12 protein-coding genes are annotated in these 13,736 nt (G+C 48.3%); 11 read left to right on the forward strand and 1 reads right to left on the reverse strand.

Going from position 1 to position 13,736, the window contains the following annotated elements; translation table 11 throughout:
* Positions 1–20: 20 nt before the first annotated feature.
* The 8 genes from ACYQ3L_RS04150 to ACYQ3L_RS04185 all read left to right on the forward strand — a co-directional run bounded on the left by ACYQ3L_RS04150 (position 21) and on the right by ACYQ3L_RS04185 (position 6,412).
* Positions 21–1,289, forward strand: coding sequence for a Clp protease ClpP (locus tag ACYQ3L_RS04150; protein WP_379993854.1), 1,269 nt, complete (start codon positions 21–23; stop codon positions 1,287–1,289).
* A 22-nt stretch (positions 1,290–1,311) separates the two neighbouring features.
* Positions 1,312–2,361 carry a hypothetical protein gene (locus tag ACYQ3L_RS04155; protein WP_379993853.1) on the forward strand — a complete coding sequence of 350 codons (1,050 nt, stop codon included), beginning with the start codon at positions 1,312–1,314 and terminating at the stop codon, positions 2,359–2,361.
* Positions 2,362–2,442: 81 nt separating this feature from the next.
* Positions 2,443–2,682 (forward strand): hypothetical protein, encoded by a 240-nt coding sequence (locus tag ACYQ3L_RS04160; RefSeq protein ID WP_379993852.1) that lies wholly within the window; start codon positions 2,443–2,445, stop codon positions 2,680–2,682.
* Positions 2,683–2,694: 12 nt separating this feature from the next.
* A complete protein-coding gene (locus tag ACYQ3L_RS04165) occupies positions 2,695–4,038 on the forward strand; it encodes a DUF2586 family protein (RefSeq protein ID WP_379993851.1) in 1,344 nt (447 codons plus the stop codon).
* Positions 4,039–4,046: 8 nt separating this feature from the next.
* Positions 4,047–4,499 carry a hypothetical protein gene (locus tag ACYQ3L_RS04170; RefSeq protein WP_379993850.1) on the forward strand — a complete coding sequence of 151 codons (453 nt, stop codon included), beginning with the start codon at positions 4,047–4,049 and terminating at the stop codon, positions 4,497–4,499.
* 266 nt (positions 4,500–4,765) lie between these two features.
* Positions 4,766–5,065, forward strand: a complete 300-nt coding sequence (locus tag ACYQ3L_RS04175) for a Rha family transcriptional regulator (protein WP_379993848.1) — start codon at positions 4,766–4,768, stop codon at positions 5,063–5,065.
* A 21-nt stretch (positions 5,066–5,086) separates the two neighbouring features.
* A complete protein-coding gene (locus ACYQ3L_RS04180; protein ID WP_459952326.1) occupies positions 5,087–5,839 on the forward strand; it encodes a Rha family transcriptional regulator in 753 nt (250 codons plus the stop codon).
* Between the two features lie 216 nt (positions 5,840–6,055).
* A complete protein-coding gene (locus ACYQ3L_RS04185) occupies positions 6,056–6,412 on the forward strand; it encodes a hypothetical protein (protein WP_379993845.1) in 357 nt (118 codons plus the stop codon).
* A gap of 451 nt (positions 6,413–6,863) precedes the next feature.
* Here the strand turns inward: ACYQ3L_RS04185 and ACYQ3L_RS04190 are convergent, their stop codons facing one another.
* Positions 6,864–7,148: a hypothetical protein gene (locus ACYQ3L_RS04190; RefSeq protein ID WP_379993844.1), complete on the reverse strand. Its 285-nt coding sequence runs from the start codon at positions 7,146–7,148 to the stop codon at positions 6,864–6,866.
* Between the two features lie 290 nt (positions 7,149–7,438).
* Here ACYQ3L_RS04190 and ACYQ3L_RS04195 point away from each other — a divergent pair, with 290 nt between their 5' ends.
* The 3 genes from ACYQ3L_RS04195 to ACYQ3L_RS04205 all read left to right on the forward strand — a co-directional run bounded on the left by ACYQ3L_RS04195 (position 7,439) and on the right by ACYQ3L_RS04205 (position 13,714).
* On the forward strand, positions 7,439–11,239 hold the full coding sequence (locus tag ACYQ3L_RS04195) for a phage tail tape measure protein (RefSeq protein WP_379993843.1): 3,801 nt from the start codon (positions 7,439–7,441) through the stop codon (positions 11,237–11,239).
* Between the two features lie 151 nt (positions 11,240–11,390).
* A complete protein-coding gene (locus ACYQ3L_RS04200) occupies positions 11,391–12,374 on the forward strand; it encodes a DUF6046 domain-containing protein (protein WP_379993842.1) in 984 nt (327 codons plus the stop codon).
* Entirely contained in the window at positions 12,365–13,714 is a 1,350-nt protein-coding gene (locus tag ACYQ3L_RS04205; RefSeq protein WP_379993841.1) for a hypothetical protein, read from the forward strand. The genes ACYQ3L_RS04200 and ACYQ3L_RS04205 overlap by 10 nt, the downstream gene beginning before the upstream one ends.
* Positions 13,715–13,736 lie beyond the last annotated feature (22 nt).

Below are 13,736 nucleotides of genomic sequence, written 5' to 3' on the forward strand. Positions count from 1 at the left end.
TTCTTTGGAAACAGTATTCGATGGATATAAACAGTTTAAAACATGTAGTCGGCAAGGCCAATACCGGCGAGACTGCCGCCATCCGTTTCTTCGGGAAGATCACGGAAGAATCCGCGGGCCGGTTCAACAATGAGTTCGATTTTTTAGAGAATGCCATCCGGCCATCGTTAATCCGGGTACTGATCAATTCCGAAGGCGGCTCGGTTCTCCACGGGATGAGTATTTATTCCACGATCCGGAATTCCACGGTCCCCACCGAATGCGTTATCGAAGGGATGGCCGCATCGATGGGCTCCGTGGTCTGGGCTGCCGGGGATAAGTCTTTCATGCGGGACTATTCCATCCTGATGATACACAATCCGTTCCTGCCCGCCGAAGAAGGGGAGGATATGTCTGACATGGTGCAGGCCTTTACCAAGCAAATCACGACGATATACCGCAAGCGCTTCGGATTGAAAAAAGAGCATGTCGAGGCGATCATGAACGGGGAGGCCGGCAGGGACGGCACTTTCTTCGATTCGCCTGCCGCCGTCAAGGCGGGGATTATCCCTGCCGGGAATGTACTCCATACCTCCAAACAGCTTTGCGATAAAGTGAAAAACGAACTGCCGGAACCCGCCAAAGCAGAAGAAATCCAACTGCTGATGAGCCGGATCTGCATGGAAGCCCCGGCCATCGATGATAAAAATAAACACTCTCCGGAAATATCCCCTAGTCTTATACAAATTTATAAAAACGATACAATGACTGAAGAAAATAACAAATCACCGGAATATACGGCGGTTACAGCTTCACTCGGGATGAAAGACAAATTCGAGATAGGGGATGTAGTAGCCAGGATTTCCGAACTGATGTCCGTCGAAGCGCGGCTGACGGAAGCAAAGAAAGAGCTGAGCGACGCGCAGACCGTAATTGCCGGAAAAGAGGCGGCTATCCGGAACCTCCAGAAGACAAACGACGAGCTCGGTACGGCCCTGGACGGCTACAAGGCCAAGGAAGCGGAAGAAGTCAACGCTAAAATCGAAGTGCTGATCGAAACCGCGGTAACCGAAGGGAAAATAGATAAAGCGGCAAAAGCCCAGTGGGTTGAAATGGCCGCTTCGAATTTCCAGCTTGCGGAAAGTACGCTGGCCTCGATTCCCGCCAGGGAGCAGATTACCAAAGAGATCGCCAAAGACCCGGCCAATATACAGGCCGCCACCGACGCAGCTAAAACAGCCGGAGAAAAAATCGCGGAAAAGGTAAGCGCCGTAATAGGCGAAAACTTCCGGTTCAAAACACTCAGATAAACCTTAACACACACTTTTTGAAATGTCAGATACAGTAACTTTTTTACAGAATGGTTATAACGGGGAAGTCCTCGAAGACCTGCTGACCTATACCGCCCAGGGTAATGACACCTTCAGGGAAGGCCTGATCCATATCAAAAGCGGTATCCAGTATAAATATACCCTTCCGGCGATAAAGCTGGGGGATATTATCCAGGATAACAACCCGGTTCCGACCAGTGCCCTGGGGGCAAAAGGGCCGCAAGGGGAAAATGAATACCAGCTTACGGCCCGCCACCTTATCCCGCAGGATTTCATGGTGTACCTGGAATTCAATCCGAGGGATTATGAAAAATACTGGAAGTTCGCCCAGCCGGAGGGAAACCTGGTTTTCCGCGAGCTCGACCCGAAGATACAGGCTGTCATGCTCAGGCTTCTTATCGAAAAGAAAAACGAATATATCGGCAACGCGATCTGGACTTCCTGCAAGGGAGGGGACGCCGTATCGGGTATCGCAGTTCCCGGAGGAGCTACGCCTATCGGGGGAGGAAAGGAAAAATATTTCGATGGCTTTATCAAGCGCGTTACCGACAATGCAAACGCTACAGACGCCGAGACTATAGCAGGAGGGCAGGTCATTATTTCGGGTAATACGGAACTGACTACCGGTCAAGAGACAGAGGACGCGATGTATACCATGTGGAAGAAATGCCCTAAACAGATCCGCAAGAAGACCGAACTGGTATTCCTCTGTTCATGGGATGTCTGGGACATGTATGACCAATACGTATCCAATAAAACGGTGAAGTATGCGGAGAATGGAGACCTGAACCGCTACCGCTTCAAAGGCAAGAAGGTAATTCCACTTGTCGGGGTACCCGAGCACACCATCATTCTGGGACAATTCTCCAACTCTATGGATTCTAACTTCTGGATGGGCATCGACTATGCCAACGATACAGAGGTATTGAAAATCGACCGCCTGCAGTCGAACTCGGAGCTCTTCTTCTTCCAGATGCGGATGAAGATGGACGTAAACATTGTCCGTCCGGCAGAGATAGTCGTCCACACAGCATACAAAAAAGCGCCTTAATCACAAACAACAGACCTTGGAAGGGGAAGCGAAAGTCTCATACTCCGTTTCCCCTTTTTCCCTTAAAACGACAAACCGACAATGGCTAAGAAAATAATTAACCCGGAAGACCAGGAGCAAAAAGAAACGGTAGAAAATACCGAAAATAAAGCGGAGGAAAATACCGAGGAAATACCTGCACATATCGAAGAAGTATTGAAAAAGAATACGAAATACGAATCCCTGTATATCGACTCCTACGGCGGTTGCTTTACCGGGGATACCCCGGCCAATATCAGGGGCAATGCAATCCTCTATAAAAACCCCTTCTACAAACAATAACGCAAACGACCAATGGCTTTAGGTAATGTATTCATAAAAGACGTGGACGGGAATATCCCGGGCCAGGCCTCCGCAGGTAATGAAAAGGTGACGGGAATCCTCTTCGATATCTCCCTGCAACCTGCGCTGTTTACCGCCGGTTATGGGCTGAACAACGCGGGGAAACTCAATGTGAACGATATCCTGTATATAACCAATTTCAAATCGGCTGTTAAGGATTTCGGGATTATTGAAAGGGTGGCTGTTGAAGAGGAAGAAGAGGGCAACCAAAACTTCATGCACGGTATCCCGGCCTACCATATCAGGGAATTCTTCCGTATGTCCGGAGGCGTTGACAGTTACGGAAAACTCTATGTGATGTTTGCCGATTGTTCGGTTAACTGGGATGCGGTTGAAGTCATGCAAAGGGCATCAGGGGGAATAATAAACCAGCTTGGGATATGGACTGAACAGCCTGTCTGGAAATTAAACGGGGCGGCTGAGAAGTATAACCTGAACCTGGTGAAAGGGCTTAATGACAAGGCGGTTTCCCTTGCGGAGCAAAACCAGCCCCTTTCACTGATTTTATGCGCTAATACATCCAATACCGGGGCGAATACGGCCGAAGGCAGGCAAATAAACCTGAATAAAGTACCAGGTTGTATTTGCGACAGTTCCCGTGTCAGCGTGATATTCGGGCAGGCCCGGACTGATAAAGTATCCATGATGCAGAAACGCAACACGAACAATTCCCCTGTCGGATTCTTAGGGGCTGTGATGGGGGCTATTGCAAGGGCTAATGTGCAGGAATCCGTAGCCTGGGTTAAGCAATTCAACTTGTTCGATGATGCATTCCAGGATATCGAACTGGGTTTCGGGGATATAAACCTGACAGGGGAAGATGAATTCGTCAGCTTAAACCAATACGAATCCTTGTCTCCTGTGTTATTGGACGACCTGGACGACAAAGGATATATATTCCCGGTAAAATATGCCGGAAGGGAAAACGGTATTTATATCTCGAAAGACCAGACCTGCTCGGCAGGGGATTTCCGTACAATCGCCAGGAACAGGACCATCAATAAATCGCGGCGTGCAGTCAGGGGAGCCTTATTGCCTTATGTGAATTCTCCCCTGATGGTTAATCCGGCCACAGGGTTCCTTGCCGCATCTAAAATTACCGCCTTCAAAACCCTTATCGGGGACATACTGGCAAAGATGCAGGCCGACCAGGAAATATCGGGCTATGCGGTCAATATTGATCCGAACCAGAATGTTTTGGTTAACGATACGCTAAAAATATCATATGTAATAGTGCCTGTCGGGGTTGCCGTGAAGATATATGTAGAGGAAGGCTTATCACTAACCGCTAAATAACACAAACTATGCCTATAATAAATAATGTAGCATACTCATGGAGTATGATAACGCTTTCATCTACAGCCCTGGGTATAGATGAAGGCAGCACAACGCTGGAAGGGGTGTCCGGTATCAAGTGGAATAAAAAACGTAAGATAGAAAGCAACTATGGAATGGGTGGTAAACCCATATCACGAGGCTTCGGGAATATTACTTATACTGCCTCTGTCACGATGGACTATGCTACCCAGCAGATGCTTCGCTCAACTTACGGCTCATTGATGGATATCGGGGAGTTCGACCTGATCGTATCTTTTGCCAATCCGATGGCTTCTGATGATTGGACGACTACAACCGTTACTTTAAAAGGCTGTATCTTCTCCGAAGATGGTATGGAAAGCAAGCAGGATGATACGGATATTACGCATGAATTCGATCTGAATCCTTTTGATATTTCCATTGGCAATGATTTTATTTAGGTCTTTTGTCTGGTTATCAATTGGTTTGACTGCATCCGCATATATCTGGGTGCGGTTTTTATTTTTATAAATATATTTTAACACAGAGCTTGCAACCACATGCAGGCTGAGACCACTACTCTTTATAAACACCCTGGACAGGCAGTGATTTTCCGTATGGTGGAACTTACGGGAAGAATGAAATAGAAACGGGGTTCCGGTTTTAGGCGTATAGTTCCACCCTGATATGCCTTTAACCGGGACTCCTTTTTTTAATTATTATAACTATGAATAAAAATTTAGTATCGAAAAACGAGGAAGGAAAACTGATTACTACAAGTAAGATCGTGGCTGGAATATTCGGCAAAAGGCATACAAATGTGTTAAGGGATATCCGTAATTTGGAATGTTCGGAAGAATTCCAATCATCCAATTTTGAATTATTGGTGGAAATGAAAGAGTTACCACAAGGTGGCGCATCCAAATCGACCTGTTATGAGATGACTAAGGATGGGTTCAATTTTCTGGTAATGGGATATACCGGAGCGAAAGCCGCTAAGATAAAAGAGAATATCATCATTTTTTAATTATATACAAATTACCGCATTATGGACATGAATAAAAATTTAGTATTAAAAAACGAGGAAGGAAAACTGATTACCACAAGTAAGATCGTGGCCGGAATATTCGGCAAAAGGCATGATAATGTATTGAAGGATATCCGGGAGATGGAGTGCTCGAAGGAATTCAGACTCCTAAACTTTAAGGAGACATTTGAAATGAGGAAGTTACCTCTTGGTGGTGCAGTAAAATCGCCCTATTTTGAAATGACTAAAGACGGATTTGGTTTTTTAGCGATGGGATACAGGGGAGCGAAAGCCGCCAGGTTCAAGGAAGATTTTATCAGGGCATTCAACCGGATGGAAGATATGCTGAACTCGGATGAATATATCCAGTACCGCTTTGTGCAGATTGTCGAAAAAAAGATAAAGCAGCTGGAAGCAGAGCTGCTTGACAATCAGAAACTGATAGGCTGCCAGCAGGAAAGGATAGCCGGCCTTAGCCCTAAAGCCGAATATACAGAAAATGTACTCAACAGCCCGGATACCTATACCTCTACGCAGATGGCGAAAGAGTTGGGGCTCAGGCACGCCAAACAACTTCATCTGGAATTAAAGGCAAGGGGCATCCTTTTCAAACAGTCGGACCAGTGGATGCTATGCTCCGGATATACGGGCAAAGGATATACGGGCACAAGGACATTCATGTACCCCGATAAGAAAACAGAGATACCCAGAACGAGCACATTTACCGTCTGGACGGAGAAGGGAAGGCAATTCTTACATGGGATTTTCCAATAAACAGGCAGCCGGTGAAAATTATTATTCTTTTACCTGTTTTATGTTGCCGAATGGCTGGTAAGGCTGATCCGGTACAGGAACAGCAAATTGCCTTCCGGCAAGAAAGACCGGAGGTTATTTTCTTCTTTCAGGTATATCCGGTTAAAATAACATCCCTGGAAAACTATTCTTCAACAAGCCCACTATTCTTTGATACAATCCAAAAACATCAAAAGCATGGAAGAACAAAGCCTGACATTAAAACAAGAAGCGGAAATCAGGGCCTTCGCCCTTAAACTCAGGGAAGAAAAGAAACTCAGGAAGGTTTACCCGATGATCGTGTTCGGGGACAAGTCCGCGGGAGAAAAAGATTATTACATCGCCTATATGTCCGAACCGACTTTTCCCCAGTTCAGTAAATTTATGGCCGCCTCCAAAAAAGACGAAGTGATGGCCATGAAAACCCTGGCGAAGGATTGCTTCCTTGACGGGGACAAGGAGCTGGTGGACAATGAGTCGCTGTTCCTGTTCGGCCTGATGGCGCAGCTTTCCGAAATAATAGCCACAAGACAAAGCCTTATTGTAAATTTATAGATCGCTGGGCGGTAAGGGCCGACCAGCGCATCAGGCAACGCCTGATTTATGTCCGCCATTACTTTCCCGGCGTTGATTTAGACAAAATAACGGATGAGGAATTCGCCATGCTGTCGGAAGAAGCATTGTGGCTTCATCAGGAAATGATGGCTGCAAAGACATCCATGCCGCTTCTAAACCCTTGAATTTTCTATTCTTGCAGTCCCTGCACCATTAATATGGTGCGGGGTTTGTTATAAATAATGGAAAGCTGCCCGTTCAGTTCAGGACAGCTTTCCGCCGTAAAAGTGTTTAACCGGTATCAGATATTAAGGACGGGTTTTAGCTTTATTGATTTTGTGAATTTTAACAAAAGCTATATCAACCCCTTTTATATTTAACAGCGTTCCACCCCCGCAGGTTTTACCCTGCCTTCGCGCCGTGATTGTCAATCCGTTATTTAACCTGCCGGTTATTTCAACCCGGTTTCGGCACAGTACCCTCTAAAAACACGAAGGGCGCGTATCCGCAGTACTGAAAGGGAACCGCCAAGCCCCCAACCCACATACGAATAGCGCCCCCGCTTTGCAGCGAGACCACTATTCAATATCTGTGGATTATTTAAAATTGGCGGTTTTATCAGTACAGGATATTGAATAGGCACGTATATTTTAAAAATGTTCTCTAACGGGACAAAGATAGGTATAATCTCCGGGATCACATCCGGGCGGTTCGTTTTAAAGTTTAATCTTTTCATGCTGCATATAAATAGAGAAAGCGTGGCGCACCGGTATTGCAGTGACGGCTCTGGAAAAGCCTTAGCCCCAATAGTCAATGCCCACGCTATATAGCAGCGCGGACATTTAGTATTGTTATAGGGCTATATTCAATTTTCCAGATTTACACTGCCTAATAATACCAAATGCTCTTTCGTATGTTTTAGTCTGATGACGATGCAAATATAACAAAAAAGCGGAAGCAAATAAACCGCCGGGCTTTTAATCACTCCGGCCGGTTTCCGGCTATTCTTTCCTATAAGGGAAGAATATGGCGCAGGAACAAAATTACCAGGTCAATTATACGATCAATGTAGAAGCTTCGGAAGGTACGAAGCAGGTTATGGCTTTCGCCGAAAGCGTAAACAAGCTTAACCAGGCCAAAACCTCCTTCGCTACGGCGATGGAGAATATCAATACGTTCATGAAAGACGTAGACAAGGCTTTCCGTCCCAAAGGGCGTAAGCGCGACTATTCTTTCAGGTTTGATATTAAAACTGGCGATACCGATAAGAAACTGGCGAAGGTTAAGGAACAGCTCCTTGAAATAAAAGAACTGGCCAAAGGCATAACACTTGCGGTCAATACAGACAAGCCGCTCAATACCAAAGCCATCAAGTCCCAGGTCAAAGCTCCTGTTCAACAACCTCCGGCCTCCACACCAAATGCAAAGATAGCAGCCCAAAGTATTACTGAAACCCAACAGAAGATAACAAAAGCTGTAGGCAAAGTAAACGCGGCCCTGATCTCCCTGGAAAAAGGCCGGGAGGTCAGGATAAAGACAGACGCGGCAACAACAAAATTGCAGCAACTGTTATCATTGATGGACAAGATAAAGGGCGCATCTGCGATGAATATGGCCTTATCCGTACCGGGTATAAACCATGGACGGAATATTGTCCCATATGCACCTGAAGCTTTCCGGCTATCGGATAAAGCCGATACACGGCTCCGGGAGAAATTGTATGCCCGCCGGCAACTGCATGACCAGCGCATGGCTTTCCAACAGCAGCAGGATGAAGCCAAAACACAGGCTAAAGCCCGGCAGGAGAATGCGCGAAGGGCAGAGAAGGAACAGGCGAGTTTGCTGCGGCAGCAGGAAGAGATGCGGAAAAAAGCCCTTATCCGCCAGCAACAGGCAGAGAAAGAAACTGAAAAACACAGGCGGAGGAATGCGGCCGACGCCCTCCGCCATATGCAGCGCCAGGCTGGGATTGAAAACAGCCTGTATGGAGGCAAACGCAGGGCTGCCATCAACCGCCTGCAATACTCCAAAGCCCCGACATTGCGCAATATGCCCTTCGCCTATATGCTGAACGGCTATATGATGTATGGGATGATGCGCCGGGAACTGGCCGACGCCGTCGAGTATTCCAATATCATGCAGACCGCGCACAGCATCCTCCGGGTTGCGGATACAGACCTGGGAACATTCGAAACCCGCTTCGACAGCATGGCCCGGTATGTGAGGCAGATCGGGATCGAAACGAAATTCACGGCTATTGAAGTCGCCGGGGCGGTTAAATACCTCTCCATGGCAGGGATGGGAATAGATACTATCAACAAATCCATACGCCCTATCGCCAACCTGGCGCTCATCGGGGATAATGATATCTCCCAGATTGCCGACCTGGCCACCAATATCATGGCAGGTTACGATATCCGTAATTCGAGTATGGATTCCGTCGCCGACATCCTCGCCTCTACGGTTTCCCGCTCCAATGTGAATATCGTAGAGATGGCCGAGTCTTATAAGATGGCGGCGGGATACCTGAAAATGGCCGGGGTGGACTTCTCGGAGAGTGCCGCAGCCATCGGGATACTAGGGAATATGGGTGTAAAAGGCACGATGGCCGGGACGTCGTTAAGGGCGATGGCTACCCGCTTTGCCAAACCGACCAAAGAATCCCAAAAGACAATGGACAGGCTCGGGGTTAAGTTTACCGGATATAAGGATATTTACGGCAAACAGGTGGAACAGCTCCGTCCCCTAGCCGATATATTCCAGGAGCTGGAGCAAAAAGGCGCGACCATGGCCGACATGCAGGCCATTTTCGGGAAGATCGGGGGAAATGCGGCCATGATGTTCCTGAAGAACAGTGATCAGCTAAGGGCTTTAACAGCCCAGAATATAACATCGCATGGCATATCGGAAGAACTGGCTAAAGTCAAGCAGGACACCACCAAAGGATTATGGTACCAGGCCACATCCGGTTTTTCCGAAAGCTTTATGCAGGGGTTCGAGATACTCGAACCCCAGATCAGAAGCCTGTTAAGGGATTTTCTAAGTAAATTCAATGCTCCAGAGTTTGCCCGGGGATTGGCTTCTATTGGCCGCTCATTGATGGATATCCTGTCCGTTATCGGCAATATAGCCACATTTATAACCAAAAACTTTACCTGGATCGAGCCGCTCTTGTTTTCCGGCCTTGTCGCTACACGGTTATTCAGGCTGGCCGGATCCCTGACCAATGTCGGGGTCGCCCTGGGCTTTATCGGGAAACAATCGCTTGCCTCTTCTTCTATGCAGGCTATCAGCGGATTGGTAGGATTAGGGGTCGGTCCTATCGGACGGGGTATGTCGATGGCCAATAAACGAGCTTTGGTAACAGCCATGAGTGCAGCAGGCATCTCCGGCAAGGGAGCGATGACCCACGCATTGGCCCAATCCGGCATGCTTGGCGCCTCCGCATTGCTTGCACGCGGAGGGGCGGCAGGGTTATTTGCCAACCAGGTGGCAATGGGGAACGGCCTTGTAGGCGCCGGAGCATCCATCGCCGCCATCGGCACGGGAGCGGTCGCCGCTACCGCCGGGATTGCCGGGCTGGTAGGGATCATGGGTTACCTGGCCTACAAAACATGGAAGGTAAAAGAGGCGAAAGACGCCGTCCAGGAAGAGATCAATGCCAACCGGAAATACCACTACCCTTCCATAGAAACCCTGCATAAAGCCCTGCGGGATACCTATAACCAGGCCATTTCCACCAAGCAGGCCGTAGACGACGTAACGGCGGGAAAGACAATCGAAGAAGTTTCCGGCCAGAAGATCGGCGCTTTTACGGGCAATTGGTGGACAGCCGTACTCAATACCCTGGGACAGGGAGCCAACAGGGGATATAACCCCTATGCTTCCCAGTATGCATACACCCAGGCCGACGCACGCAACGATGATACAAAGGCGGCCCTGGAAACGATTGCCAAAAAGGACGGGCAAAACCGCCTGAACGCCGCCTGGGGGGATATCGGCAAATTAAAGACCCCGGTGGAAGTCGGAGCCTTTATACAAACCATCGAATCGAAATACGGGCATCCGGAAAGCGCCCTGGACAAATCCCTATGGACGGAGCACAACGGGGTTATCACATATAAAAAAGGCATGGGCGAACTGCCTGCTTCCGACGCAGCCAGGACTTACCATTACGCCAGGTACCAGAACGATACGATCATCCCCATCATAAAAACCGCGGCGCAAACATACCTGGATGCTATCCAAAGCCGGAAGGGAGCCCGGGAGTTTATGCGGAAAAGCGGGTACGACTTCGCTAACCTGCTGCTCAAAGGATTCTACCAGGATGCTAACGGTGAATGGGCGGAGAAGGTTCTAAAGAAAAATGCGACGGATAAGCAGCGGGAGGACCAGCTGGCCAATAAAATGGAAATCCATGACAGGCTGACGAAATTCGCGGCAAGTATGCGCACGGTACTGGGGAATAACCCGGAAGCGGCGGAGAATATCCTGAAGGCCGCGGGCTTCCCTCGCTGGATGTATTCGAATGAGCCCGACTATAATGATCCGGCCCCATTCAACGCCAACGGCATTACCAATTCCGGGCATGGCGGGACAGATGCCGATGACGGCATGGCCGGGGGAAACTATTCGGGTACGGGCAAGCTCTCTTCCGCAGCCCCCAAACAGGTCATTGTCAATATAGCCAGCCTGCTGAGCGTCGAAACGATAGACCTGTTGAAAACGCAGGAAGGACAAACCGTGGAAATACAAAACCTGAAGGAGCAGTTAGCGCAGGCCCTGATCGACGTCGTGCATGATTTTGACGCAAGCTGGAACGGGTAAATAATATGCTAATGTGCCAATTAGCATATCCGGAAATCAGGTGATGTCAATTTGCGCAAAGCGGCCATTTGAAACAATGTCCAATAAAAGTGAAGCGTATGCAAAATTAGTAAATGATAAGGATTGAATATAAACATGGAAAGGATAACAGATGATTGACGGTCAGTTAAAAGGATTAGCGAAAGCCACGCTGCTTTCCGGGGGGATTATCAGCCACGGTAGTGTCAACGGATATATCAGTGACTCGGCAAGGCGTGCCCTTGGCATGGGACTCTCGGAGTTCGGGGACGGTTCGGTGCATTATTTCTCGAAAGATACCCGGATACTGAAACGGGCGCTGATACAGCGGACCCACCAGCTGGCATACGGGGCGCTACGCTCATATCCCCGTTTCCTGAAATACTGGGAACAGAAAGAGCGGGACAAGTACCTGCAGACACAATCCCAGACCAGCATAGCCAATAAAACCGGACAATATTACCAGCTGATAAAGGAGCAACAGGCAGTTGCGGAAAAGAAAAACTATACAGATAGCATTGTCGGGCGGATCGTGCAGGACTACCTCGAACTGGCTATCGGAAGCGGGGGCAGTTACTTCGATACGAAGACAAGGAAGGTAGAAAGCAATACGGCCTATGGCCTGGTGACATTCGTAGACCTGCAGCCGGAGGTACAGGTTTCCACCAGGAATAATATTATCCTGACCACTGTCCAGGGAAGGGACTACACCCGGAAGGAATTTGTTTCCGGCGGCGATTATGAAATATCAATTACCGGCAAGATAACAAGTAAATACCCGGATGTTTATCCCGAAGCGGAAGTGGCAAAGTTCCTGAAGCTGATGCAGTATAAGGGTGTATTGAATTGTGAAAATACCATCCTGCGCCAGTTCAGGATTTCCCAGGTAATCATTACAGGTTATAATTTCCAGCAGGCCGATTGCCGGAATATACAACCCTATTCCCTGACATGCGTTGCCGTGGAGCCGTCCGGGGCTATAGAACTCAGGCTGGCTGCCGGGGAACAGGCCGATGTGGCGGTCAGGCATTCCAACAAATGGATTAAGCTGGTCAAATTCGGCACGGAGGTTATAGATCCTTCTTCCCTGTTGAAAATCTCGAAGCTATGGATATAAACGCCCTGGATGTGCTATGCTGCCGGATTGCCATCGGGGACGCCGATAGCAGCAACCCGATGGTAATTACAAATGAGGTTGTCATAACCGAAGTCGAAACCATTGAAATCACCGAATCTTATAAGGAGCTGACCGGTACGGCGAAACTGGCTTTTCCAAAAGGGACCGTATACAGGAGTACCATCGTGGGAACCGTAACGCTGGAAGGAAAAGACGCGACGCGGATTACCACCGAGGTTATGCAGGATGGGGTAATCGTCGAAAAAAGGAAAACACAGAACGTCATTGAAGAATCGACATTTAAAACAGGCCAGCGGATAAATATAAAGCTGGGATACAACGGCTACCTGAAAAATATGTTCGACGGCTATATCACATCCTATAATTCGGACAGCCATGTGGAAATAGGCTGTGAAAATATGGCTTACAAGCTGAAACTGAAGCAAGCCCCCAAGTTTGAGACCCCTGCAACCGGAACAAAGGTCAACGACGTGCTCGGGGAGAAATACGGCCTGCTGAAGGATACGGGCTTCGGAATCCATAGCGATACTAAAAAATTCGATATACAGATTGGGAAAATAAAGATAACAGACAATTTTACCGTAGCCGATATCCTGGGCGAATGGAGCAAATATAAGATCTATTGTTTCCTCAAATATGACGCGGAATCCCCGGATGAAATGCCGCGCATAGCGGTAGGCCGCCCCTACTCGTCTTCGAAAAGCCAGCCCGTTTTTCCGGATGACCAGACAGGCCCTTATCAGGTTTACTACCATAAGCATGTGGCCGAAAGCGACCTGAAGGTACTGAAAGTAGACCCTAAGTTCCTGGCCGTTACAGGCAAGGCGCTGGGTTCCGACGGGAAATTCTTTGAGGTCACGGTCCGGCTTAATCCGGAATACGATCTGCAGAAAAAAGACAGCAGGGAATTCCAGGTGGTAAACGCAACCCAGGTATCGAAGAAAACCCATAAGAAGACGGGCAATAAAACGGCTAAGGGTGCAGATACGAAAACGAAGGTCGACCTGAGCACCTACACGGTAATCCCTTATATGAGCCCAAATATGAAAATCGATTCGGATAAGCTGGTGGAGGAAACAATTGAATATTTTAAAAACTATAACCTGAACGGGATAACCGGGAGCGTTACCATCTTCGGGGATTTCGGGCTGACTACGGCAGTCCAGGTCGAACTGATCGATGACAGGAACCCCTCGAAGAACGGGGTGTACCTGGTCGAAGAGGTGACGACCACTTTCGGGGTAAATGGTTACCGTCAACAGTTAAGCCTTCCGCATAAAATTTCAAAGGAAACAAATACTTACGGCAGTAAAGGCTAAAACCCATAATACCGGTTATTAT

This window comes from Dysgonomonas termitidis (assembly GCF_054657735.1).